Here is a 24,588-nt window from a genome sequence, read left to right as displayed (position 1 = left end):
GCGCTCCGCGCGGCTCGGGCGCCCTGCGGAGGCACGCCGTTGTGCGCGGGGGCGTACGCGGGAACCCGCGCTACGCCGGGCCGGGCGTCGCGGCACACCGGCCGAGGCCTGCCGATCACTATGGCGCAAGCGGTGTCCGGAGGCCGGGTGACCTGCTGGAGCGCGATGCCGGGGCATATGCGGCCGATAAGTGATGGGTGGATCTGGCCGGAAATCTTGAGCACGAATTACACACATCCTCTCTTCATATCCGGCCCCCATGGTCTAGATTGACCGTGCTTCAGCTCTTCGAGCGCGAGGCGGTCAATAGCGATCTACAGGCGACCCGAAATGATCAATAGGTCAAGTACTACGTAAGCCGGCAGTCGCGTCCCCGACGTCAGACGTGGGAGCGACCACTTCCTGGAGCCCGTGAGCGGGCCCCGGGTGCGGGGAGCACCCGGGGTATCGACGGGCTTCCGCGCACCTCGGACATCCGGCGGGGACAAGCGAGTCCGCTGCCGTCCCGTGGGGTGCGCCAGGAGCGGGCGACGTGGCCGGGACGCCGTACACGGGAGGCGGGGGCCTCCCGGGGGGAGGAGTGGTGCGGGAGGCGGGGGCCTCCCGGGGGGAGCAACAGTGCGAGGCGAACACGTCGAACCACTGGGGACCTTGGGGGGTTCTGTGCGGCAAGGGGGATTGGTCAGCCCATTTCCATCGGCAGGCGAGCGTCTGGCGAACGGGGAAATCGGCCAGGCCGCGACCGACTGGGAACAGCGGTACCGGCGCACCGTGATCATCAGCGATACCGTGGCCACCGCATTCGTGGTGGCGGCGATCGGCAACTTCTTCGGGGCCCGGGACGCGGCCAACTGGCACGAGAAGTGGGGAATTCTCGCCTTCGGCACCGAATTGCTGGTGCTGGGGTCGCTCGCGGTGAGCCGGGCATGGGCTCCGGCCGTGCTCGGCCAGGGCGCGGAGGAGTTCCGCCGGCTCGGACGCTCCGTGTTCACGGCGACCGTCGTGCTGGCGCTCGGCGGCATCGCCCTCACCTCGCGCAACATCAAACTCTGGATCTTCGTTGCGATTCCCGCGATCGCGCTCGTCACCATGACGGCGCGATACCTGCTCCGCCTGTGGCTGCACAAACAGCGCAAGGAGGGCCGGTGCCTGCGACCGGTGCTCGCCGCCGGGAGCCGGGCCACCGTGCGCGACCTGATCGCCCGGACCCGCAAGTTCCCGCACCTCGGCTGGCGCGTGGACGCGGTGTGCACGACGGAGGAGTTCGGCCCTGACGGCGACGAGCTGGACGGCGTACCGGTCGTCGGCCGGCTGACGGACGTCGCGGGCCACGTCCGCCGCGACGGCTACCGCGTCGTCGCGGTCACACCGGACCCGCACTGGTCACCGGACCGGCTGCAGCGGCTGGCCTGGCGCCTGGAGGGCAGCGACGCCGAGATGGTCGTGGCCCCCGTGCTGATGGAGGTGGCCGGCCCCCGGCTGCACATCGACGCGGTGCTCGGCATCCCGCTGCTGCGCGTGAGCATGCCGACCTTCACCGGGGGCCGCCGGGCGGTCAAGGAGGTCGTCGACCGGCTGGGCGCGGCGGTGCTGCTGCTGCTGTTCGCCCCGCTGATGGTGTGCGTCGGGCTGCTCGTGGTCCTGGACAGCCGCGGCGGGGCGTTCTACCGCCAGCGCAGAGTCGGCAAGGACGGCCGCGAGTTCACCATTCTCAAGTTCCGCACCATGGTCGCCGGCGCCGACCGGGCACGTGCCGAGCTGGCCGACCGCAACGAGGGCGCCGGGCTGCTGTTCAAGATGCGCCGGGATCCGCGGGTGACCCGCGTGGGAGCCGTACTGCGCCGGTACTCGATCGACGAGCTCCCGCAGCTCTTCAACGTGCTCGCCGGATCGATGTCGCTCGTCGGCCCGCGTCCTCCGTTACCGGAGGAGTCCGCCGCGTACGGCCCGGACATCCGCAGACGGCTGCTGGTCAAGCCCGGCCTCACCGGCCTGTGGCAGATCAGCGGACGCAGCGACCTGTCGTGGGAGGAGGCGGTCCGGCTGGACCTGCGCTACGTGGAGGACTGGTCGCTCGCCCTGGACACCGTGATCTTGTGGAAGACGCTGCGTGCGGTGCTCTACGGCCAGGGGGCCTACTGATGCGCCGGAGCCGTCGTCCGGCCGGCGCACCGACCGCAGGCCGCAGGGGCCTGCCTGGGGGGAGGAACGAGTCATGAGGATCAGCGTTTTCGGGCTCGGCTACGTGGGCTGCGTGTCGGCCGCGTGCCTGGCCAGCATGGGCCACGAGGTCGTCGGGGTGGACGTGAACCGGGTGAAGGTCGACCTGGTCAACGACGGCAAGGCCCCGGTGGTCGAGGAGCGGATCGGCGAGCTCCTCGCCGACGTCGTACGGACCGGGGCCTTACGCGCCACCTGCGACGTGCGCGAGGCGATCGCGGACAGCGAGGTGTCACTGGTCTGCGTGGGAACGCCGTCGGAACCCAACGGCAGCCTCTGCACCACGTACCTGGAGCGGGTCACCGAGCAGATCGGCGCCGCGCTGGCGGAGCGCGGGGAGCGCGGCGGGCGGCACACCGTGGTGTTCCGCAGCACCATGCTCCCGGGCACCTGCCTGAACCTGCTGGTGCCGATCCTGGAGAAGTACGTCGGCGGCACGGCCGGCGCGGACGTCGGGGTCGCGGTCAACCCCGAGTTCCTGCGCGAGGGCACCAGCGTGCGGGACTTCTTCGACCCGCCCAAGACGGTCATCGGCGAGCTCGACCCGGCGAGCGGCGACGCGGTGGCGGCGCTGTACGACGGTCTGCCCGGCGAGGTGTTCCGGGTGCCGGTCCCGACGGCCGAGGCGATCAAGTACGCGGACAACGCCTTCCACGGCCTCAAGATCGGCTTCGCGAACGAGCTGGGCGCGGTGTGCCAGGCGCTCGGAGTGGACTCGCACCAGGTGATGGACGTGTTCCTGGCCGACCGCAAGCTGAACATCAGCCCCGCCTACCTGCGGCCCGGCTTCGCCTTCGGCGGCTCCTGCCTGCCCAAGGACCTGCGCAGCCTGGTCCACGCGGCACAGCGGGCCGACGTCTCGGTGCCCATCCTCGCCCATGTGCTGCCCTCCAACGCCGACCATCTGCAGCGCGCGGTGGAGCTGGTGGAGCGCACCGGCAAGCGCCGGGTGGGCCTGTTCGGGCTGTCGTTCAAGCCCGGCACCGACGACCTCCGCGAGAGCCCGCTGGTCGAGCTGGCGGAGCGGCTCTTCGGCAAGGGCTACGACCTGAAGATCTACGACGCCAACGTCAGCCTCTCCCGGCTGCTCGGCGCGAACCGCGAGTACATCGAAACCCGGCTGCCGCACCTCGCGCAGCTGCTCGCGGACTCCGTCGGCGAGGTGCTGGAGCACGCCGAGGTGTGCCTGGTCGGGACCAAGGACCCGGCCGTGCTGTCGGCACTGCCGCACGGCGAAGGCCCCGCGATCGTCGACCTCGTCCACCTTCCCGACGCGGCAGCGCGCCAGACCGAACCGGGGTACATGGGTCTTGCTTGGTAACACAACCAGTGGCGACCGGCACGGCCGGCGCGCGCTGATTCTGGTGGAGAACCTGTCGGTGCCGTTCGACCGGCGGGTGTGGCAGGAATGCACGACGCTGCGCGACGCGGGCTGGACGGTGCACGTCATCTGCCCCCGCGGGACCAAGCGGGACACGGAGACGGAGACGGAGATCGACGGGGTGCGGATCCACCGCTACCCGCTGCGGGCGGCCACCGGAGGACCGGCCGGCTACCTGCGGGAGTACGGATCGGCGCTGTGGCACACGCTCCGGCTGGCCCGGAAGGTCGGCCCGGTCGACGTGGTGCACGCCTGCAACCCGCCCGACCTGCTGTTCCTGCCGGCCCTGTGGCTGAAGCGGCGCGGGGCGCGGTTCGTCTTCGACCAGCACGACCTGGTACCCGAGCTGTACCTCTCCCGGTTCGGCCGCGGCCAGGACCTGCTCTACCGCGCGGTGTGCGCGCTGGAACGGATGACCTACCGGGCCGCCGACATCGTGCTCGCCACGAACGAGAGCTACCGGGACGTCGCGGTGCGCCGCGGCGGCCGGCGCCCGGAGGACGTCTTCGTGGTGCGCAGCGCGCCCGACACCGACCGGTTCCGGCCCGTACCGGCGGAGCCGGAACTGAAGCGCGGCAAACCCCATCTGCTGTGCTACCTGGGCGTCATGGGTCCGCAGGACGGCGTCGACTACGCCCTGCGGGCGCTGGCGAAGCTGCGCGACGAGCACGGGCGGACCGACTGGCACGCGGTGTTCGTCGGCGCGGGCGACACCTTCGACGCGATGGTGGAACTGTCCCGGCGGCTCGGTCTGTCGGAGCAGGTGGAGTTCACCGGGCGCATTCCGGACGCCGACCTGGCGCGCTACCTGTCGACCGCGGACGTGTGCCTCTCCCCCGACCCGTGCAACCCGCTCAACGACGTGTCGACCATGAACAAGGTCCTGGAGTACATGGTGATGGGCCGGCCGATCGTCTCGTTCGACCTCCGGGAGGCGCGGGTCTCCGCCGGGGACGCCGCCGTCTACGCGCCCGGCGACGACGAGGCCGAGTTCGCCCGGCTCGTCGCCCTGCTGCTGGACGACCCGGCGAAACGGGCCGAGATGGGCAAGACCGGCCAGGAGCGGATCGGCGGGCCGCTCTCCTGGCGGAACTCCCAGCGATCCCTGCTCGCCGCCTACGACGCGGCCTGCCGCGGCCTCGCTCCGGTGCCGGAACGCCACCCGTACCGGACGGGGAGGAGGCCGCGCCGTTGAGCGATGACACGATACGCCTGGTCTCGATCGGGCGGATTGTCCGTCGGCGCTGGCGGCTGCTCACCGTCCTCACCGTGGTGGGTGCGCTCGTCGGCTACGGCACCTCGCTGCTGCTAGCGCCGCGCTACACGACGTCGGCGTCGGTCCTGCTGCCGGGGGCGTGGGAGGAGCGCGAGCTGCTCACCCAGACGCAGATCGCGACCAGTTCGGTGGTGCTCGACCGCGCGGCCGACGAGCTCGGCTGGCCCGGGGTCGACGGCAAGGAACTGCGGGACCGGGTGGGCGCCCAGGCCACGGACGGGAACATCATCAAGATCTCGGGCACGGCCGGGACCCCGGAGCGCGCCCAGCGGCTCTCCGACGAGGTGGCCCGGCAGTTCGTCACGTTCGCGGCGCGGATCGCGGGCGACAACGCCGATCCCGAGGCCGCGGCGCGCCCCGAGGCGCTGCGGCAGGCGGTGGTGAACGCCAGCCGCCGCATCACCGAGCTGGCCGACGCGGCCGGCTCGGGGCAGAGCGTGGAGAGCGTGCAGACCCGGACCGAACTCACCAAGCTGCGCACCGCGCTGCAGGAGGCCATCAGCAAGCTGGACCAGGCCGATCCGGCCGCCCAGCAGGTCAACATGGTCGTCATGGGGCGGGCGGCCCGGCCCACCGGTGAGGCACCGCCGACGAGGCTGCAGCTCGTCGCCGCCGCGGCGCTGCTGTTCTTCCTGCTCGCCGTCGTCGGGCATCTCGCGGCGGCCCGGATGAGCCGCCGGCTGCGCAGCGAACGGGAGATCGCCGCGGCGCTGGGCTCGCCGCTGCTGGGCACCGTCGACGTGCCCGGTGAACAGCGGGCCGACCGGGCGGAGGGCGGCCCGCGGGCCCGGCTCCGCCGGCTGCTGGGCATCGACGTCCGGTGGGACGCGCCGGAACCGCGGCCGTCCGGCGACGAGACCGGCCGGCTGATCCGCTACCAGCGGGTGTGCGCCCGCCTGAGGGAGCGACTGCCCGCCCCCCGGCGGCTGCTGGCCGTCGTCCCGGACGGCGACGAGACCGCCCGCCGGGCCGCCGGTCAGCTCGCCGCCGAGGCCGGGAGCGATCCGCATCTGCGGGTGGTGGAGGTCTCGGTGTCCCAGCCGCTGGTCCCCGACCGCGGCCCCGAGTCGGGTGTACTGGTGGTGCTCAGCGCGGGCAGCTGGACCGCCCCCGAGCTCGCCGGCATCGCCGAGGCGTGTGCGGACGCCCGGCACGAGGTCGCCGGCGTCGTCCTCACCGGCACGGTCCGGGCCCGTCCGGCGCGGTCCGCCGGCCGTCCCCGGCGTGCCGCCGCACCGGCACTCGCGGTGGGCGACAACGCGACGGGAGGTTCGGGGTGACGACGAGTACGACTGCCGAGTCACCGGCCACCGCCCCGCTGCTCGACCTGCAGGTACTGGTGGTGGCGGTGCGCAGGCGACGCCGCCTGTGGTGCTCCGCCGCGCTGCTGGGGCTGCTGGTCGGCGCCGCGGCGGCGGTCCTGCTGCCGCCCCCGCCGACCGCGGTGACCAAGGTGCTGGTCGCGCATCAGGCGGACCAGCCCAACGACCCCGGAACACTGATCCGCACCGACGTCGCACTGCTGCACACCACGCGGATCGCCGGCAAGGCCCTGCAGTCCCTGCACTCCGCGCAGAAGCCGGAGGACTTCATGCGGGAGTACGAGGGCATGGGCCTGACCAACAACCTGCTGCAGATCACCGCGACGGGCGACAGCGACGCGGAGGCGGTGGCCCGCGCCGGGGCGCTGGCCGACGCGTTCGTCGCGGACCATGTGCGGCGGATACAGCAGGCCGCGAACGCCGAGGCCAAGAGCCTGCTCGACCAGCGCGACCGGATGCGGGACGAACTCGCCCAGGTCAACGAGGAGATCGGTCAGGCACCCCCGCAGAGCGAGCCGGAGGCGTCGGCGAACATGGAGTCGCTCTTCGCCCGCCGGGCCGAACTGACCTCGCGGATCACCGACTTCGGCCAGCGCGCCGCGGAGGCCCGCGTCGGCACGCCCCACCTGGTGGCCGGCACCCAGATCGTGGACGCACCCCGCGCGGTGCGGCACTCCCTGCTCAGGACCGCCGCCGCCGACTCCGCGGTCGGACTCGTGCTCGGCCTGGCCCTGGGGCTCGCGGTGGCCGCGGTGGCATCGGTGGTGGCGGACCGCCCCGTGCTCCGCCGGGACATCGCGGCGCACCTCGGCGCCTCGGTCGTCGCGGAACTGCCCCGCCGGACACCCCGGCTGTGGGGCCGCCGGCGGAACCGGGCGGCGCGGAGCAGGCTCACCACGTCCCTGGCCCGCACCGTGCGCGGTTCCACGGAACCGGTGTCGCTGCTGGAACTGGGCTGTGCGCGCAGCGCGGCCGCGATCGCCCTGGACCTGGGCAGGGCACTGGCTCAGGAGGGGCCGGTGACCGTCGTCGACGGCCTGCCCGGGCGGCGGCTCGCCGGCCGCCGCGCGAAGCCGGGGGACCCGCCCGTGGCCGGCGCCGAGCGTGCCGCGTCCGAGCCTGCTCAGGGACATGTCCTCGGTCTCGGCTCGGTGGCGCCCGGCACGGCCTGGGCCGACCTGCCCCACCTCGGCACCCGGACCGTGCTCGTCGTACGGGCCGGGCACGGCAGCGCCGCATGGCTGCACACCGTGGCGCGGCAGCTCGCGGACCGGCGCATCGAGGTGACCGGCGTGGTGCTGATCGACCCCGATCCGCGGGACCGGACCGACGGCACGCTGTGGAACGGGCCGCACACCGCGCCGCGCGGCCGAAGCGGACGGCCGGACCGGCACAACGGGACGGTCCGGCAGGGGACGGAGCGGCTGCCCAGGTGGGCGGCCCGGGTCCCGGACAGCGACCAGGAGGCGCGGTAGGACATGTGTGGCATCGCAGGCACGTACCGGTGGCCGGACGGCAAGGCCGTGACCGACCGGCTCACCGACACCCTCGCCCACCGCGGTCCGGACGGGGCGGGCCGGTACTCCCACGCGGCCGGTGACGGCGAGGTGCACCTCGGGCACCGCCGGCTGGCCATCATCGACCTGTCCGAGACCGGCGCCCAGCCGATGGTCTCCGGCGGCCTGGTCCTGACGTACAACGGCGAGCTGTACAACGCGCCCGAGCTGCGTGCCGAGCTGGCGGCCGCCGGTGTGCGCTTCCGCGGCACCTCCGACACCGAGGTGCTGCTGGAGGCCTGGCGGCGCTGGGGCACCGACTGCCTGCCCCGGCTGCGCGGGATGTTCGCGTTCGGGATCTTCGACGAGCGGACCGGTGAGCTGGTGCTCGCCCGGGACCAGCTCGGCATCAAGCCGCTGTTCCTGCTCCGGCGCGGCGAGGGGCTGGTGTTCGCCTCCGAGCTCAAGGCGCTCGCCGCGGTGACCGGCGGGTCGCTCCAGGTGGACCCTGCGGCGCTGGTGGCCTCGCTGCTGTACTACTGGGTGCCGGACTCGCGGTGCGCGTTCCGCGAGGCGGAGAAGCTGCCGCCGGGGAGCTGGCTGAGGTGCCGGCCGGACGGCCGGGTGGAGCGGGGCCGGTACTGGCACCTGCCGGACGTCGCCGCCGAGGCCCGGGAACGGGCCCTGGCCGGCGAGCAGCCGGACGTCGCCGCCGCCGTGGCGGAGTCGACCCGGCGCCACCTGCTCTCCGACGTGCCGGTGGCGACGTTCCTGTCGGGCGGGCTGGACTCCAGCTATCTGACCGCGCTGGCGGCCCGCGACCGGCCCGGGATCTCCGCCTACACCATCGGGTTCCGCGCGGAGGACGCCAGGTTCGAGGCCATGCCGGACGACCTGCGCTACGCGCGGCGGGTGGCCGGGCGGTTCGGGGTCGACCTGAAGGAGATCGAGATCGCTCCGGACGTCCTCGACCTGCTGCCGCGGATGACGTACCACCTCGACGAGCCGATCGGCGACCCCGCCGCGATCAACACGTTCCTGATCTGCTCGGCCGCCCGGGAGGCCGGGGTCAAGGTGATGCTGTCGGGGATGGGTGCCGACGAGCTGTTCGCCGGGTACCGCAAGCATCTGGCCAACCTGATCGCGCTGCGCTACCAGCGGGTCCCACGGCCGCTCCGGCACGGTCTGTCCCGGGCCGTGGACCGGCTGCCGGTCGCCTCGGCCCGCCGGGGATACCGGTCGGTGCGCTTCGCGAAGCGGTTCCTCTCCTTCGCCGGTCTGCCGGAGGAGACCGCGTTCCGGCGCAGCTACACCATGTACGACCGGGAGGAACTGCTCGGCCTGGTCGATCCGGACCTGGCCGGGACGGTCGACGACGTGCTGACCGAGCACGCGGACGTCTACCGGGACAACGGCCTCGACGACTTCGTCAACCGCATGTGCCTGGCCGACGCCCGGATGTTCCTGCCGGGCCTGAACCTCGCGTACACGGACCGGTCGAGCATGGCCGCGTCGACCGAGGTGCGGGTGCCGTACGTGGACGTCGAGGTGGTCAAGGCGGCGTTCGCCGTGCCCGGTGACCGCAAGATCGTCGGACGGCAGGGCAAGGCCGTTCTGAAGGAGGCGGCCTGTTCGGTCCTGCCCCGGGAGATCGTGTACCGGCCCAAGGGCCTGTTCAGCGCCCCGCTGCGGGCCTGGATGAGCCGGGACCTGGCTCCGCTGGTGCGTGAGGTGGTGCACGACGGCGTGCTGGTGCGCTCCGGGCTGCTGCGCCGGGACGCGCTGGCGCGGCTGGTCGCCGAGGACGCCGCGGGGCACCGGGACTTCTCCAAGCACCTCTGGCACGTGCTGACCCTTGAGTACTGGTACCGCGGCGCGACCGAGGGATCCGGCCAGAGCTCCCCCTGACGGCACAGAGACAAGACGGCGCGACGACAAGAGGACTTCGGGTGAAACAGGTCGTTCAGAACTACAAGAGCGGCGAGCTGACGCTGCTTGACGTGCCGGTGCCGGGGTGCAAGCCGGACGGTGTGCTCGTCAGGAGCGCCTTCTCGCTGATATCCACCGGCACCGAGCTGATGAAGGTGTCCGAGGCCGGCATGTCGATGCTCGGCAAGGCCCGCTCCCGGCCGGACCAGGTGGCCAAGGTCGTGCAGAGCGTGGCCGTCAACGGGGTGCCCGCCACCTACCGCAAGGTGATGGGCAAGCTGGACTCCTACACGCCGCTGGGCTACTCGCTGTGCGGGGTGGTCGAGCAGGTCGGCGCCGGGATCGACGATGTGACGGTCGGTGACCTCGTGGCCTGCGCCGGCAACGAGCACGCGCTGCACGCCGAGCTGAACTGGGTGCCGAAGAACCTCTACGCCCGGGTGCCGGACGGCCTCGCGCCGCGGCACGCGGCCTTCGGCACGGTCGGGTCGATCGCCCTGCAGGGCGTCCGCCGCGGCGAGCCCCAGCTCGGCGAGGTGGCGCTGGTCATCGGCCTCGGGCTGATCGGGCAGCTGGTGGTGCAGCTGCTGGCGGCCTCCGGAGTCGGCGTCGTCGGCGTCGACCCCGACCCGGCGCGCTGCGAGCTCGCCGAGCGCCTGGGGGCGGCGGCCTGCGGCGATCCCGCCTCCGCGGCGGTGGCGAACGCCGTCGCCGAACTCACCGGCGGCCACGGCGTGGACCAGGTGTACCTGGCGGCCGGCGGCGCCAGCAACCAGCCCGTCGAGCTGGCCGCCCGGCTGAGCCGGGACCGCGGCCGGGTCGTCGACATCGGCAAGTGCCGTCTGGACCTGCCGTGGAACGCGTACTACGAGAAGGAGCTGGACGTCCGGTTCTCCCGCTCCTACGGTCCCGGGCGCTACGACCCGGAGTACGAGCTCCAGGGGCGGGACTACCCGATCGGCTACGTGCGCTGGACCGAGCGCCGCAACCTGGCGTGCTTCCTGGATCTCGTCGCCCGCGGCCGTGTCGACGTGGAGCCGCTGGTCTCCCACATCGCCGACTTCGACGACGCCGTGGAGACGTACCGGCGTCTGAAGGACGGCGACCTGAAGGCCGTGGCCGTGCTGTTCCGGTACCCCGGACGCACCGGGGACGCGCAGCCCGCCCCGGAGCAGCCCGCCCCGGAGCAGAGCGCCCCGGAGCAGACCGCCCCGGAGCAGACCGCCCGGGTGGACGCCGCACCGCAGACCGCCCCCGCACCGGCCGCCCCCGCGGCACGGCGCGGCGGCGGGGGGTCCGTCCCGGCCCGGCCCGCCGGGGCGCCGGTGCGGCTGGCGTTCGTCGGCGCGGGGAACTACGCGACGTCGATGCTGCTGCCGCATCTGCAGCAGCGCGACGGCGTGGCCCTGTCCGCGGTCGTCACCACGACGGCGCTGTCCGCGGCCAACGCGAAGCGGAAGTTCGGCTTCGCCGAGGCGACCACCGATCTCGACGCCGTGCTCGGCGACCCGTCGGTCGACGCGGTGTTCGTGGTCACCCGCCACAGCTCGCACGCCGAACTGACCCGGCGGGCACTGCTGGCCGGGAAGGCGGTGTTCGTGGAGAAGCCGCTGGCGCTCGGCGAGGACGAACTGGCCGGCGTGCTCGCCGCGGTGGAGGAGTCCGGCAACGACCGGCTGCAGGTGGGCTTCAACCGCCGGTTCGCGCCGCTGCTGCGGCAGGCCAGGAAGCGGTTCGGCACCCGGACCGGACCGGCCGGGGTCCGCTACCTGGTGAACGCCGGCCGGCTGGAGCACGGCAGCTGGTACCTCCGGCAGGGCACCGAGGGCTCGCGGTTCGCCGGCGAGGGCGGGCACTTCATCGACACGGCGAGCTGGCTGCTCGACGCCGACCCGGTCTCGGTGTACGCCGTCGCCACGCCCGGCAACGAGGACCTCCAGGTGGTGCTGCGCTATCCGGGCGGGTCCACCGCCACCATCAGCTACGTCACCACCGGCCCGGCCGGCTTCCCCAAGGAGACGCTGGACCTGGTCGCGGACGGCCGCGCGCTGCGGCTCGACGACTTCGTCCGCGCCTCCGTCCACGACGGCCGCCGCAAGCCGTGGGTCAGTTCCCGGCTGCCCCGGGCCCGGGACAAGGGCCAGCGCGCCGAACTGGACGCGTTCCTCCAGGCCGTGCGGACCGGCGGGCCGATGCCGGTGCCGCTCTCGTCGCTGGCCGCGACCACGGCGGCCACCCTCGCCGTGCAGACCAGTCTGGCGGGCGGCGCGCCGGTGACGCTGGCGGGCGCCCGATGACGATGAGCGCGGGCTGGTACCTGCGGCGGCTGTCCCGGATGGGGCCGCGGGAGGTCGGCGGCCGGGTGGGCGACGCGGTGCGCCGGCGGCGCTGGCGGTCGGCGCTGCCGGCTTCCCCGCACGTGACCGGCGCCCGGTTCACCGCGGTCCTGCCCGCCGGGACCGTCGCCGCCCTGCCGCCGGACGCCGCGAAGCGCCTGGTCGCCGAGGCGGACCGGCTGATGGCCGGGCACGCCGGGTACTTCGGCGTGGACCGCGACGACATGGCCGACCCGGACTGGGCCCGCGACCCGAAGACCGGGCGCCGGGCGCCGGACGGCTACGCCTTCGACGTGCCGTACCGGGACGAGGACGCGGTCGGGGACATCAAGCAGATCTGGGAGCCGTCCCGGCACCAGTACCTCACCGTGCTCGCCGCCGCCTACGCGGTCACCGGGGACGAGCGGTACGCCGAGCGGGTGGCCGCGCACCTGCGCTCGTGGTGGACGGCCAACGCCCCGCTGCGCGGGGTGCACTGGACCAGCGGCATCGAGCTGGGGATCCGGCTGCTGTCCTGGGTGTGGATCCGCCGGCTGCTCGACGGCTGGCCGGGCGCGGCCGGGCTGTTCGAGGACAACCCCCAGGCGCTCGACCAGATCTGGCACCACCAGCGCTGGCTGGCCGCGTTCCCCAGCCGGGGGTCCTCGGCGAACAACCACGTCATCGCCGAGGCCGCCGGCCAGTTCGCCGCGGCCTGCGCGTTCGGCTGGTTCCCCGCCTCGGCGCGCTGGCGGGCCGGCGCGCTGCGCTCGCTGGAACGGCATCTGCCCGCCAACACCTTCGCCTCCGGCCTCAACCGCGAGCTGGCCACCGAGTACCACGGGCTGGTGCTGGAGCTCGGCCTGGCCGCGGTGGCCGAGGCGGACGCGGCCGGGGTGCCGGTCCCCGCGCCGGTCCGGCTGGTGCTGCTGCGGATGACCGACGCGCTGGCCGCCGTCGTGGACAACCGGCTGCGGCCGCCGCGGCAGGGGGACGCGGACGACGGGCACGGTCTGGTCGTGGACGGCGCGGGCACCGACCGCTGGGCCTCGCTGCTGGCCACCGGGGACGCCGTGTTCGGACGGCTCGCCTGGTGGCCGGAGGTGACCGGTACCGATGTGCGCACCCCGCTGCTGGCCGCGCTCATCCGGCCCGGCGCCCCGGCCGGACCCCGGCCGGCGCACCGGCCGGCCCACTTCCCCGACGCGGGCCTGACCGTCCTGCGCGGTCCGGGGGAGATCTGGTGCCGCTGCGACGGCGGTCCGCACGGATTCCTGTCCATCGCCGCGCACGCGCACGCGGACGCGCTGTCCCTGGAGGTCCGGCACGACGGGGTCGACGTGCTCGCCGACCCGGGGACGTACTGCTACCACGGGCAGCCCGAGTGGCGGCAGTACTTCCGGTCGACCCTCGGCCACAACACCCTCCAACTGGACGGCGGCGACCAGTCCGTCTCCGGCGGCCCGTTCCTGTGGACCCGGCAGGCCCGCAGCCGCGTCCTGGTCGCCGACACGTCCGACGGGCAGGTGGCCCGCTGGTGCGCCGAGCACGACGGCTACCCGCGCTCCGTGCACCGTCGCCGGGTGGAGCTGACCGGGGCGGACCGCGAGCTGCGGGTGGTCGACGAGGTGCGCGGCCCGCGCCGGGCGGTGCGCCTGGCGTTCCACCTCGGTCCGGCGGTCACCGCGGACCTGACGGGGAACCGGGCGGTGCTGACCTGGACCCGGGACGGCGAGGACCGCTCCGCGGTGCTCGACCTGCCCGCGCGGCTGGAATGGCGGGCGCACCGCGGCGAGAGCGACCCGCCGCTGGGCTGGTACTCCCCCGGCTTCGGACGCAAGGAGCCCGCCACCACGCTGCTCGGCACCGGGTTCACCGACGGCGGGCGGGAGTTCACCACCGTGCTCGGGTTCCGCGGCTAGGGGGCTGGTGATGGATCTCCGTGGAGGACTGGGCGGCCGCCGCCGGGCGGCCGGGGACCGCGGCCGGCGTCTGCTCCCCGGCGGCCGGCCCGGATCCCCGGTGCCGGGTGTCCTCGGGCTGTCCGCCGGTGCGGCGCGTGCGGTCCGCGGCCACGCCCCCGGCGCGGTGCGCGGGCGCGCGCGTCGTACCGCCGCGGTGATCGGCCGGAAGCCCGCCCCGGCAGGCGTGCGGATCAGGCGCCGGCCGTGGGCGTGGCCGGTGGCCTCGCTGGCCCTGCTGCTGGCGGCGGGCTGCGAGAGCACGCAGGCCACGCCGCCGAAGCCGACCACCGCGCCGTCCGCGCGGCCCGTGGCACGGGTGTGCGACAAGCCCGCGGCCGGACCGGCGACGGCACCGGCGGGCGCGGTGACGGTCGACCCCGCGGTGGCCGGCGACCTGGCCGCGAAGACCAGGAACAGCCCCGCGCACACCACGTTCTGGCTCCGCCCGGGCAAGCACAGGCTCGCCCCGGACCGCTACGCCCAGGTCCTCCCCAAGGAGGGGAACACCTACCTCGGCGCGCCGGGCGCGGTCCTCGACGGCCGCAGGACCAACCAGTACGCGTTCGGCGGCACCGCCCGCGACGTCACCATCCGCCACCTGACCGTGCAGGGGTTCGTCGCACCGCACGACGAGGGCGTGGTCAACCACGACTCGGCCGACGGATGGGTGATCGAGCACACGACGATCCAGCACAACTCCGGTGCCGGGCTGATGGCCGGTTCCCGCCAGCGGGTCCGCGCCTCGTGCCTGCGCGACAACGGCCAGTACGGCATGAACGCGTACAAGGCCTCCGGCCGGGTCGACGGCCTGCTGGTCGAGGGCAACGAGATCACCGGCAACAACCGGGACGACTGGGAGCGGCGGCGGCCGGGCTGCGGCTGCACCGGAGGGGTCAAGTTCTGGGCCGTGGACGGCGCCGACGTCCGCGGCAACTGGGTGCACGACAACCGCGGAGCCGGGTTGTGGGCGGACACCAACAACAACGACTTCCTCATCGAGGACAACCTGGTCGAGGCCAACGACGGTGCCGCGCTGATCTACGAGACCAGCTACAACGCGGTCGTCCGCGACAACACGATCCGGCGGAACAACTGGGTGGAGGGCCGCAGGCACGCCGACCGCGGGGACACCTTCCCGTTCGCGACCCTCTACCTGTCCGAGTCCGGCGGAGAGCCGCGGATCCCGGCCCGCACGGACGAGATCGAGATCTACCGGAACGTGCTGGAGGACAACTGGTCCGGGATCACCCTGTGGGAGAACGCCGACCGGTTCTGCAACAGCCCGGCCAACACGTCCTCCGGTGACTGCACGCTGCTGGTGAAGGACACCGGCCGCTGCGCGCAGCCGGCCATCGCCACCGCGCCGCTCTACGCCGACTGCCGGTGGAAGACCCAGCGGGTGGACATCCACCACAACCACTTCGTGCTGGACAAGTCGGTCGTCGACTGCACCGTGATGTGCGACCGGATGGCGCTGCTGGCCAACTACGGCACCTTCCCGGACTGGTCGCCCTACCAGGGCGAGCAGGTGGCCGAGGCGATCACCCGCGAACAGGACAACCGCTGGCACCACAACGTCTACGTCGGCCCGTGGACCTTCGTCGCCCACGACCCGAGCCGGATCCTCGACTCCGGGCAGTGGCGGGGCACGCCGTACCAGCAGGACGCGGGCAGCACCTTCCGCGCACGGGGCGGTGGGTGAGATGGGCACGCACCACAGGTCGAAGGCCGTCGGGGCGGTCTGGGGGCTGCTGATCCTCAACACGCTCGGCTCCGCCGGGGCGAAGACCATCGTCCCGCTGCCGCGCTCCCTCATCCAGATGGTCACCATGGGCTCGCTGGCCGCCGCGTTCGCGCTGGCGCTCACCGTCAACCTCCGGCTGCGTGTGCGGGCCAACGCCTACGTGTTCCTGCTGACCCTGCTGCTGGTGCCGAGCGTGATCTCCAGCGTCAACCCGGAGTCCGGGTTCGGCGCGCTGTTCCGGTGCGCCCGGCTGGCTCTCTTCGTCGGCACGCTGTGGCTGGTCAGCCGCTGGTGGGACGGCGGCCTGACGTTCGTGCGGCACCACATCCGGATGTACTTCGCGGTCCTCGCGTCGGTGGCCGCGGGCGCGGTCGTCTCACCGGGCGCGGCCATGCCCGAGCTCTACGGCGGCCGGCTGGTCGGCGCGCTCTGGCCGCTCACCCCGCCGCAGATCGGACAGTACGCCGCGGTGATCATCGGGCTGACCGCGCTGCTGCTCCTGGGCCGCCGGACCGACGGGCGCAGCGCGGCGGCCGTCATCGTGCCGTCCCTCGTGCTGCTCGCGATGACCCACACCCGGACGGCCACCCTCGGCCTGCTCGCCGGGCTGACGCTGGCGATCGGCTCGCTCGTCCTGACCAGTGCCGCCGCCCGCCGGTTCTTCGGCTGGGCGGTGCTGTGCGCGGCGGTGGCCGCGGTGGGGTTCGGGTCCCTGCTGCAGGCGTGGTTCCTGCGCGGGCAGAGCCAGGAGAACTTCACCAGCCTCACCGGCCGGGCCAAGGTCTGGGACGCCCTGCTGGCGGCTCCCCGGTCGACCTCGGAGTACCTGTTCGGCACGGGTCTGGGCGACAAGTCGTTCGGCGGGCTGCCGATCGACAACAGCTGGCTGGCGGTCTATCTGGAGCAGGGCCTCACCGGCGTCGCCCTGGTGGCGGCGGTCGTCGTCGTGCTGGGCGGCGTGGCCCTGCTGCGGCCGCCGTCGCTGCAGCGGGCCTGCGCGATCTTCCTGATCAGCTACTGCGCGATCGCGTCGTACACCGAGGCCGGGCTGGGTGACGCCTCGCCGTATCTGCTGCACCTGGCGGTGGCCGCCTCGCTGCTGGCGGCGCCTGCCGCGGCCACCGCGCCGCCCCCGCCCGGCGACACCCTGCCCCCGCCCGGCGACACCCTGCCCCCGCCCGGCGACACCCTGTCCACGCCCGGCGACACCCTGTCCACGCCCGGCGCCGCCGGGCCGGCGGCCGGCGTTCCCCGACGACGTGTCCCGCTGTGGGCCCGCAGACCGGAGGTGACCTGAGCATGCACGTCCTGGTGGTGCACAACCGCTACGCATCGGCGCAGCCGAGCGGGGAGAACAAGGTCGTCGACCAGGAGGTGGCGCTGCTGCGCGAGGCGGGCCACCGGGTGGGGCTGTTCGAGCGGCGCAGCGACGACATCGCCGCCCGGTCCCTGCCGGGCAAGGCCGTGCTGCCGCTGCTGGTGCCGTGGAACCCGGCGGTCCGTTCGGAGCTCGCCACGCGGCTGAGGGCCGAACGGCCGGACGTTGTGCACGTGCACAACGTCTTCCCGCTGCTGTCGCCGGCGGTGCTGGCCGCGTGCGCCGACGCCGGCGTGCCCGCGGTGGCCACGCTGCACAACTACACCCAGGTCTGCCCGCCCGGCACGCTGCAGCGGGACGGCCGGCCGTGCACCGAGTGCGTCGGGTCCGCGCCGCTGCCCGCCGTCCGGCACGGCTGCTACCGCAACTCCCGGCTGGCGACGGTGCCGCTCGCGGTCAGCCTGTCGGTCAACCGGCGCCGGTGGTGGTCCGGCGTGGAGCGGTTCTTCTGCATCTCCGCGGCGCAGCGCGACGTCCTGGCGGGGGCCGGCATGCCGGCCGGGCGGCTGGCGGTGAAGCACAACTTCGTGCCGGAACCGGGCGTGCGCCGGACCGGCCCCGGCGAGCACCTGCTCTATCTCGGCCGGCTCGCGGAGGCCAAGGGCGTACGGCTGCTGATGGCCGCGTGGGACGAGATCGCCGCGCAGGGCGGTGCGGGCGTACCGCTGGTGATCGCCGGCACGGGGCCGCTGGAGCGGGAGGTGACCGCCTGGGCGGCGGGCCGGGACGACGTGCGCTACGCCGGCCTGTACGACCAGGCGGAGTGCCGCAGGGCCGTCGCACGGTCGGTCGCCGTGGTGGCTCCCTCCACCTGGCTGGAGGCGTTCGGCCTGGTGGTCGTGGAGGCGATGGCGGCCGGCGTGCCGACCGTCGCCGCCGGTCACGGCGCCTTCGTCGAACTCGTCGAGGACGGGGTGACCGGGCTGCTGCACCGCCCGGGCGATCCGGCCTCGCTCGCGTCCGCGCTGCGCCGGATCACGGCCGGGGCGGACCGCAACCGGGAGATGGGGGAGGCGGCCCGGCGCCGGTACGAGCAGGACTTCAGCCCGGCTGTCGGGCTGGAGCGCCTGGTGGACGGCTACCGCACCGCGATCGCGGGACGGTCCGGCGGCGGGGACGGCCCGCCGCTGCAAGGGGACACGAGCACTGGCTCGCGGCGGGCGCAGCCGCGCGAGCGGGATGGGGGCAGTAGATGACACGATGCCGACTCTGCGGCTCGGAGGCGCTGGCGAGCGTCGTCGACCTGGGGGCGACCCCGCCGTGCGAGAGCTTTCTCGCGGCGGACCAACTGGACCGGCCGGAGCCGGCGTACCCGCTGCACCTGCGGGTCTGCACCGACTGCTGGCTCGCCCAGATCCCTCCGCTGATCACGCCGGAGGAGACGTTCACGCAGTACGCCTACTTCTCCTCCTACTCGACGTCCTGGGTGGAGCACGCGCGCACGTTCGTCGACGGCGCCGTGCGGCGGCTGGGTCTCGGCACCGACGCGTTCGTGGTGGAGGTCGCGAGCAACGACGGGTACCTGCTGAGGCACCTGGTGGACCGCCAGATCCGCTGCCTCGGCATCGAGCCGTCGGTGAACGTCGGCGCCGCGGCGCGGGACGCGGGGGTGCCCACCCTCACCGCGTTCCTGGACCCCGACACCGGTTCGGCCGTCCGCGCCGAGCACGGCCCGGCGGACCTGGTCGTGGCGAACAACGTGTACGCGCACATCCCCGACGTGGTCGGCTTCACCCGGGGGCTGCGCGCCCTGGTCGCCGACGACGGCTGGGTCTCCATCGAGGTGCAGCACCTGCTGACCCTGATCGAGGAGAACCAGTACGACACGATCTACCACGAGCACTTCCAGTACTACACGGTCGCGTCCGCGGCCCGGGCGCTGGCGAGCGGCGGACTCACGCTCGTGGACGTCGAACTGCTGCCCACGCACGGCGGGTCGATCCGGCTGTGGGCCCGGCCGGCCGAGGCGGCCGGGGAGCCGACCCGGCGGGTGGCCGAGGTGCTGGACCGGGAGAAGGCCGCCGGCCTGCAGGAGCTGTCCGGGTACGCCGAGTTCTCCGCCCGGGTGGCCCGGGTGCGCCGGGACCTGCTGCGGTTCCTCGTCGAGGCGGCCGAGCGCGGTGAGACGGTGGTCGGCTACGGCGCCCCCGGCAAGGGCAACACCCTGCTCAACCACTGCGGCATCCGGCCCGACCTGCTGCCCTACACGGTCGACCGCAACCCCTACAAGCACGGCAGGTTCACCCCGGGCACCCGCATCCCGATCCTGCCGCCCGAGCGGATAGCCGCCGACAAGCCGGACTACGTCCTCGTCCTCCCCTGGAACCTGCGGGCCGAGCTGGTCGAGCAGTTGTCCTTCGTGCACGACTGGGGCGGCCGGCTGGTCTTTCCCATTCCGGAACTCAGCATTGTCGAGGTCAAGTCATGAAGGTCGTACTGTTCTGCGGCGGTTACGGGATGCGGATGCGCAACGGCGCCTCCGACGACGTGCCCAAACCGATGGCGATGGTCGGCCCGCGCCCGCTGATCTGGCACGTCATGCGCTACTACGCGCACTTCGGGCACACGGAGTTCATCCTGTGCCTCGGCTACGGGGCCCACCACATCAAGGACTTCTTCCTCAACTACGAGGAGACGACGTCCAACGACTTCGTGCTGCGGGGCGGGCGGACGGAGCTGCTGTCCACCGACATCGCCTCCTGGACGATCACCTTCGTGCAGACCGGCATCGAGTCGCCGATCGGGGAGCGGCTGCGCCGGGTGCGCCACCACCTGGACGGCGACGAGATGTTCCTCGCCAACTACGCCGACGTGCTCACCGACGCCCCGCTGCCGGAGATGATCGACCGGTTCGCCCGGCGGGACGCGGGCGCCTCGATGATGGTGGTGCCGCCGCAGTCCTCGTTCCACTGCGTGGACCTGGGCGACGACGGGCTGGTGGGGGGCATCACCGCGGTGAGCGAACTGCCGCTGTGGGAGAACGGCGGCTACTTCGTGCTCCGTCAGGAGATCTTCGACCACATCCCGGAGAACGGTGACCTGGTCGCCGACGGATGCACCCAACTGGCCAAGCGCGGAAGGCTGGTGGCACACCAGCACCGCGGCTTCTGGAAGCCGACCGACACCGTGAAGGAGCGTGCCGCGCTCGACGAGGCCTACACCCGGGGCGACCGCCCGTGGGCCGTGTGGGAGCGGGACGCGGTGACGGCGGGCGCGGCCGGCGCCGGGTACGGCTCGGGAGCGGGCGCGTGATCCGGCTCGGGGCCGGGCCCCTGGACCGGGTCGTCGCGGTGGGCGCGCACTGCGACGACATCGCGATCGGCGCCGGCGGCACGCTGCTGACGCTGTGCCGGGCGCGGCCGGGTGTCCGCGTCGACGCGCTGGTGCTCTCCGGCGGCGGCGGCGAGCGGGAGCAGGAGGAGCAGGCCGCGCTCGCCGCCTTCTGCCCGGGCGCCGACCTGCGGCTGACCGTGCTCAAGCTGCCGGACGGCCGGCTGCCGGCGCACTGGGAGGAGGCCAAGGCCGCCGTCGAGGAACTGCGCGCCCGCACCGAGCCGCAACTCGTGCTGGCCCCGCGCACGGACGACGCGCACCAGGACCACCGCGGCCTGGCGAAGCTGGTGTCCACCGCGTACCGCGACCACCTCGTGCTGGGCTACGAGATCGTCAAGTGGGACGGCGACCTCGGCCGCCCGGCGGCGTACCAGCCGCTGACGCCGGAGAACGCCGAACGCAAGGTGCGACTGCTGCAGGAGCACTACCCCTCGCAGCGGCACCGGCCCTGGTACGACCGGGAGGCCTTCCTCGGGCTGGCCCGGATCCGCGGCATCGAATGCCACGCGCGCTACGCCGAGGCGTTCGCCGTCACCAAACTCACTCTCGATCTGGGGGAATGAACCTTGCGCGTACTGCTCACCGGGCACCAGGGCTACCTGGGAACCGTCATGGCGCCCGTCCTCACGGCCGCCGGGCACGAGGTCGTCGGGCTGGACGCCGGCCTGTTCGCCGACTGCGTGCTCGGCCCGCCGCCCGCGGACCCGCCGGGGACGCGGGTGGACCTGCGTGACGTCACGGCCGAGCACGTGGCCGGGGTGGACGCCGTGATCCACCTGGCCGCCCTGTCCAACGACCCGCTCGGGGCGCTCGCTCCGGAGCTCACCTACGACATCAACCACCACGCGTCCGTGCGGCTGGCCCGGCTGGCCCGCGACGCCGGGGTGCGGCGCTTCCTGTACGCGTCGACGTGCTCGGTCTACGGCGCCGCGGGCGGGGACGAGCTGGTGGGCGAGGACGCCCCGCTGCGCCCGGTGACGCCGTACGCGGAGTCCAAGGTGCGGGTGGAGGACGACCTGCACGAGCTCGCCGACGGCGACTTCAGCCCCGTGTACCTGCGCAACGCGACCGCCTTCGGCCACTCCCCCCGGCTGCGCGCCGACATCGTGCTGAACAACCTCGTCGGTCACGCGCTGCTGTCCGGTGAGGTGCTGGTGCTCTCCGACGGCACGCCCTGGCGTCCGCTGGTGCACGCCGCCGACATCGCGCGGGCCTTCGCGGCGGCGCTGGTCGCGCCGCGGGAGGCGGTCCACGACCGGGCGTTCAACATCGGCAGCGAGACCAACAACGTCACGGTCGCGGAGATCGCCGAGCAGGTCGCCGAGGCGGTGTCCGGCGCGAAGGTGGTGATCACCGGGGAGACCGGTGCCGACCCGCGGTCCTACCGGGTGGACTTCTCCCGGTTCCGCGCCGCGATTCCCGGGTTCGACTGCGCGTGGACGGTGAAGCGGGGCGCGCTCGAACTCGCCGAGGCCTACCGGAAGCACGGACTGACCCGGGAGGACTTCGAGCAGCGCTTCACCCGGCTGGCCGTGCTGCGCGCGGCGTCCGAGGCCGGCGCCGTCGACGACACCCTGCGGTGGCGCCGATGACCGCGGCCGGCGAGGAGATGCACCGGCTGGTGGAGCGGTTGTACCCGCTGTGCCGGAGCATCACCGGCGACGGGGTGCGCGCCACCTTGGACATCGTCGGCGAGTACGTGCCGCTGCAGGTGCACGAGGTGCCGACCGGGACCCAGGTGCTCGACTGGACGGTGCCGAAGGAGTGGAACATCCGGGACGCGTACATCGCCGACGCCTCCGGCCGCCGGGTCGTCGACTTCGCCGCGTCCAGCCTGCATGTGCTCGGCTACAGCGTGCCGGTGTCGGCGACCATGCCGCTGGCCGAGCTGCGCGGACATCTGCACACCCTGCCCGAGCACCCGTCCTGGGTGCCCTACCGCACCAGCTACTACCAGCCGCAGTGGGGGTTCTGCCTGGCCCAGGAGACCCTGGACGCGCTGCCGGACGGCGAGTACGAGGTGCGTATCGACTCCACGCTGGAAGCCGGCCACCTCACCTACGCCGAGCACGTGGTCCCCGGGCAGGTCGCCGACGAGGTGATCGTCTCCTGCCACGTCTGCCATCCGTCGCTGGCCAACGACAACCTGGCCGGCATCGCGGTGGCGGTGTTCCTGGCCCGGGCGCTGGCGGAGCGGACGCCCTGGTACACCTACCGGTTCCTGTTCGCGCCCGGCACCATCGGGGCGATCACCTGGCTGGCCCGCAACGCCGAGCGGGTGCAGCGGGTCAGGCACGGGCTGGTGCTGGCCTGCGCCGGCGACCGGGGGCAGCTGACGTACAAGCGGAGCAGGCGCGGCGACGCGGAGATCGACCGGGTGATGCGGCATGTGCTGCGCGCCTCCGGACGCCCGCACCGGGTCACCGAGTTCACCCCGTACGGCTACGACGAGCGGCAGTTCTGCTCGCCCGGGTTCGATCTCGGCGTGGGCTCGCTCAGCCGGACCCCGTACGCCGGCTACCCCGAGTACCACACCTCGGCGGACGACCTGGACTTCGTCTCCCCGGAGGCGATGGCGGACACGCTCGCCCTGTGCCGTGAGGCGTTCGGCGTGCTGGACCGCAACCGGCGGTACGTCAACCTCAGCCCCTACGGCGAACCGCAGCTGGGCCGGCGCGGGCTGTACGACGCGCTCGGCGGCCGCAGCGACGCCAAGGAGGCCCAGATGGCGATGCTCTGGGTGCTCAGCCTCTCGGACGGCGAGCACGGTCTGCTGGACGTCGCCGAGCGGTCCGGGCTGCCGTTCGACACCGTCGCCGCCGCGGCCGGGGCGCTGCACGGCGCCGGGCTGATCAAGGCGTGACGCCGATGACCACCGGGGAGGAGAAGGCGACGGCAGCGGCGGCACCGCCCGGGCCCACCGGGCGGAGCGCCAGGCGGGCCGTGGTGGGCCGGCTGTCCTGGGGGCTGGCCGACCAGGCGGCCTCCAGCGTGACCAACTTCGCGGTGGGCATCTACGTGGCCCGCTCGCTCGGGCTGGCCGCGTTCGGCGTGTTCAGCCTGGCCTGGGTGACGTACGGCGTGGTGCTCAGCGTCTCCCGCGGGCTGGCCACCGACCCGCTCGTGGTGCGCTTCAGCGGCGTGCCGGAGTCCGCCTGGCGCTCGGCGGTGGCCCGGTCCTCGGGTACCGCGCTCGGCGTCGGGGCCGCCACCGGCGTGGCGTGCCTGGCGGCCGGGACGGCCCTCGGCGGCCAGGTGGGGGCCGCGTTCGCGTGCCTCGGCGTCATGCTGCCGGGGCTGATGCTCCAGGACGCCTGGCGGTACTCGTTCTTCGCCGCCGGCACCGGGCGCAAGGCGTTCGTCAACGACCTCGTGTGGGGCGTCGCGCTGGTCCCGGCCCTGGTGGTGGCGGCGCGCGTGGGCGGTGTGGCCGCGTTCGTGCTCGCCTGGGGCGCGTCCGCCGCGGTCGCCGCGGTGTACGGCTGCTTCCAGTCCGGGCTCCGGCCCCGGCTGACCGGGGCCCGCGCGTGGGTGCGCGACCACCGGGACCTCGGCTACCGGTACCTGGCCGAGAACACCTGCGTCAGCGGCGCGAGCCAGCTGCGGGCGTACGGGCTCGGCGCGATCGCCGGGGTCGGCGCGGTGGGTGCGGTCCGGGGGGCCGAGCTGCTGCTCGGGCCGTTCCTCGCGGTGCTGATGGGGCTGTCGCTGGTGACGGTCGCGGAGGCGGCGCGGGTGCTGCGGCGGTCCCCGCACCGGCTGGGCCCGTTCTGCCTGCTGCTGGGCGGCGGACAGGCCGTCGCCGCCCTGCTCTGGGGCGCCGCGCTGCTGCTGATGCCGGACCGCGCCGGCGAGCTGGTCCTCGGCGGCGTCTGGCACTCCGCGGCCGGGCTCATCGTGCCGGCCACCCTCGGCGTCGCGGGCGCGGGCCTGGGCACCGGCGCGGCGGCCGGGCTGCGCGCGCTCGCCGCGGCCCGGCGCAGCCTGCGCAGCCAGCTGTTCGCCTCCGCCTGCTACGTCGCCGGCGGGCTCGGCGGTGCGGCCCTGGCCGGCACGTCCGGCTCGGCCTGGGGGGTGGCCGCCGCGACCGTCGGCAGCTCCGCGGTGTGGTGGCTGCAGCTGCGGGCCGCCCTGCGCGAGCGCCGCCGGGACTTCGTCGACGACGCGGTGACGCCCCGCGGCGGTGACACACCGCGGCAGCCGAGCAGTGAAGCACCGCAGCAGTGAAGC

General features: G+C 73.8%; 17 protein-coding genes. All 17 read left to right on the top strand.

What is annotated here, in order from left to right; genetic code table 11:
• The first annotated feature begins 663 nt into the window (after positions 1–663).
• Positions 664–2,142, top strand: coding sequence for a sugar transferase (locus AC5K6T_RS09975; RefSeq protein WP_493207663.1), 1,479 nt, complete (start codon positions 664–666; stop codon positions 2,140–2,142).
• Positions 2,143–2,215: 73 nt separating this feature from the next.
• Positions 2,216–3,541 (top strand): nucleotide sugar dehydrogenase, encoded by a 1,326-nt coding sequence (locus AC5K6T_RS09970; protein WP_493207661.1) that lies wholly within the window; start codon positions 2,216–2,218, stop codon positions 3,539–3,541.
• The gene (locus AC5K6T_RS09965; protein WP_493207659.1) at positions 3,531–4,796 is read left to right on the top strand and encodes a glycosyltransferase family 4 protein; all 1,266 of its coding nucleotides are present in this window, start codon (positions 3,531–3,533) and stop codon (positions 4,794–4,796) included. Before AC5K6T_RS09970 ends, AC5K6T_RS09965 begins: the two co-directional genes overlap by 11 nt.
• Positions 4,793–6,157, top strand: a complete 1,365-nt coding sequence (locus AC5K6T_RS09960) for a Wzz/FepE/Etk N-terminal domain-containing protein (RefSeq protein ID WP_493207657.1) — start codon at positions 4,793–4,795, stop codon at positions 6,155–6,157. The genes AC5K6T_RS09965 and AC5K6T_RS09960 overlap by 4 nt, the downstream gene beginning before the upstream one ends.
• Positions 6,154–7,674, top strand: coding sequence for a Wzz/FepE/Etk N-terminal domain-containing protein (locus AC5K6T_RS09955; protein WP_493207655.1), 1,521 nt, complete (start codon positions 6,154–6,156; stop codon positions 7,672–7,674). The genes AC5K6T_RS09960 and AC5K6T_RS09955 overlap by 4 nt, the downstream gene beginning before the upstream one ends.
• A 3-nt stretch (positions 7,675–7,677) precedes the next feature.
• Entirely contained in the window at positions 7,678–9,603 is a 1,926-nt protein-coding gene (gene asnB, locus AC5K6T_RS09950) for an asparagine synthase (glutamine-hydrolyzing) (protein ID WP_493207652.1), read from the top strand.
• A gap of 41 nt (positions 9,604–9,644) precedes the next feature.
• Positions 9,645–11,921, top strand: a complete 2,277-nt coding sequence (locus AC5K6T_RS09945) for a bi-domain-containing oxidoreductase (RefSeq protein ID WP_493207650.1) — start codon at positions 9,645–9,647, stop codon at positions 11,919–11,921.
• On the top strand, positions 11,918–13,861 hold the full coding sequence (locus tag AC5K6T_RS09940; protein WP_493207648.1) for a heparinase II/III family protein: 1,944 nt from the start codon (positions 11,918–11,920) through the stop codon (positions 13,859–13,861). The genes AC5K6T_RS09945 and AC5K6T_RS09940 overlap by 4 nt, the downstream gene beginning before the upstream one ends.
• Positions 13,862–13,871: 10 nt before the next feature.
• Complete coding sequence (locus tag AC5K6T_RS09935; RefSeq protein ID WP_493207646.1) at positions 13,872–15,605, top strand: right-handed parallel beta-helix repeat-containing protein; 1,734 nt, start codon at positions 13,872–13,874, stop codon at positions 15,603–15,605.
• A 1-nt stretch (position 15,606) separates the two neighbouring features.
• A complete protein-coding gene (locus AC5K6T_RS09930) occupies positions 15,607–16,944 on the top strand; it encodes an O-antigen ligase domain-containing protein (RefSeq protein WP_493207644.1) in 1,338 nt (445 codons plus the stop codon).
• Positions 16,945–16,946: 2 nt separating this feature from the next.
• Positions 16,947–18,221, top strand: a complete 1,275-nt coding sequence (locus AC5K6T_RS09925; RefSeq protein WP_493207642.1) for a glycosyltransferase — start codon at positions 16,947–16,949, stop codon at positions 18,219–18,221.
• A complete protein-coding gene (locus AC5K6T_RS09920; protein ID WP_493207640.1) occupies positions 18,218–19,453 on the top strand; it encodes a class I SAM-dependent methyltransferase in 1,236 nt (411 codons plus the stop codon). Before AC5K6T_RS09925 ends, AC5K6T_RS09920 begins: the two co-directional genes overlap by 4 nt.
• The gene (locus tag AC5K6T_RS09915; protein WP_493207638.1) at positions 19,450–20,277 is read left to right on the top strand and encodes a glycosyltransferase family protein; all 828 of its coding nucleotides are present in this window, start codon (positions 19,450–19,452) and stop codon (positions 20,275–20,277) included. The genes AC5K6T_RS09920 and AC5K6T_RS09915 overlap by 4 nt, the downstream gene beginning before the upstream one ends.
• Entirely contained in the window at positions 20,274–20,921 is a 648-nt protein-coding gene (locus AC5K6T_RS09910; protein ID WP_493207636.1) for a PIG-L deacetylase family protein, read from the top strand. Before AC5K6T_RS09915 ends, AC5K6T_RS09910 begins: the two co-directional genes overlap by 4 nt.
• A 3-nt stretch (positions 20,922–20,924) precedes the next feature.
• Entirely contained in the window at positions 20,925–21,950 is a 1,026-nt protein-coding gene (locus tag AC5K6T_RS09905) for an NAD-dependent epimerase/dehydratase family protein (RefSeq protein ID WP_493207633.1), read from the top strand.
• A complete protein-coding gene (locus tag AC5K6T_RS09900; RefSeq protein ID WP_493207631.1) occupies positions 21,938–23,221 on the top strand; it encodes a DUF4910 domain-containing protein in 1,284 nt (427 codons plus the stop codon). The genes AC5K6T_RS09905 and AC5K6T_RS09900 overlap by 13 nt, the downstream gene beginning before the upstream one ends.
• Positions 23,222–23,226: 5 nt before the next feature.
• The gene (locus AC5K6T_RS09895; protein ID WP_493207629.1) at positions 23,227–24,585 is read left to right on the top strand and encodes a hypothetical protein; all 1,359 of its coding nucleotides are present in this window, start codon (positions 23,227–23,229) and stop codon (positions 24,583–24,585) included.
• Positions 24,586–24,588 lie beyond the last annotated feature (3 nt).

This window comes from Streptomyces sp. B8-7 (assembly GCF_058833805.1).
The sequence above is the reverse complement of the archived record's forward strand: the minus strand, read 5'-3'. Positions and strand labels throughout refer to the sequence as shown.

Excerpts from the sequence above, each read along its gene's own strand:
- AC5K6T_RS09970 (WP_493207661.1), top strand. The coding sequence starts at position 2,216 with ATGAGGATCAGCGTTTTCGGGCTCGGCTACGTGGGCTGCGTGTCGGCC.
- asnB (WP_493207652.1), top strand. The coding sequence starts at position 7,678 with ATGTGTGGCATCGCAGGCACGTACCGGTGGCCGGACGGCAAGGCCGTG.
- AC5K6T_RS09940 (WP_493207648.1), top strand. The coding sequence starts at position 11,918 with ATGACGATGAGCGCGGGCTGGTACCTGCGGCGGCTGTCCCGGATGGGG.
- AC5K6T_RS09935 (WP_493207646.1), top strand. The coding sequence starts at position 13,872 with ATGGATCTCCGTGGAGGACTGGGCGGCCGCCGCCGGGCGGCCGGGGAC.
- AC5K6T_RS09930 (WP_493207644.1), top strand. The coding sequence starts at position 15,607 with ATGGGCACGCACCACAGGTCGAAGGCCGTCGGGGCGGTCTGGGGGCTG.
- AC5K6T_RS09925 (WP_493207642.1), top strand. The coding sequence starts at position 16,947 with ATGCACGTCCTGGTGGTGCACAACCGCTACGCATCGGCGCAGCCGAGC.
- AC5K6T_RS09920 (WP_493207640.1), top strand. The coding sequence starts at position 18,218 with ATGACACGATGCCGACTCTGCGGCTCGGAGGCGCTGGCGAGCGTCGTC.
- AC5K6T_RS09915 (WP_493207638.1), top strand. The coding sequence starts at position 19,450 with ATGAAGGTCGTACTGTTCTGCGGCGGTTACGGGATGCGGATGCGCAAC.
- AC5K6T_RS09895 (WP_493207629.1), top strand. The coding sequence starts at position 23,227 with ATGACCACCGGGGAGGAGAAGGCGACGGCAGCGGCGGCACCGCCCGGG.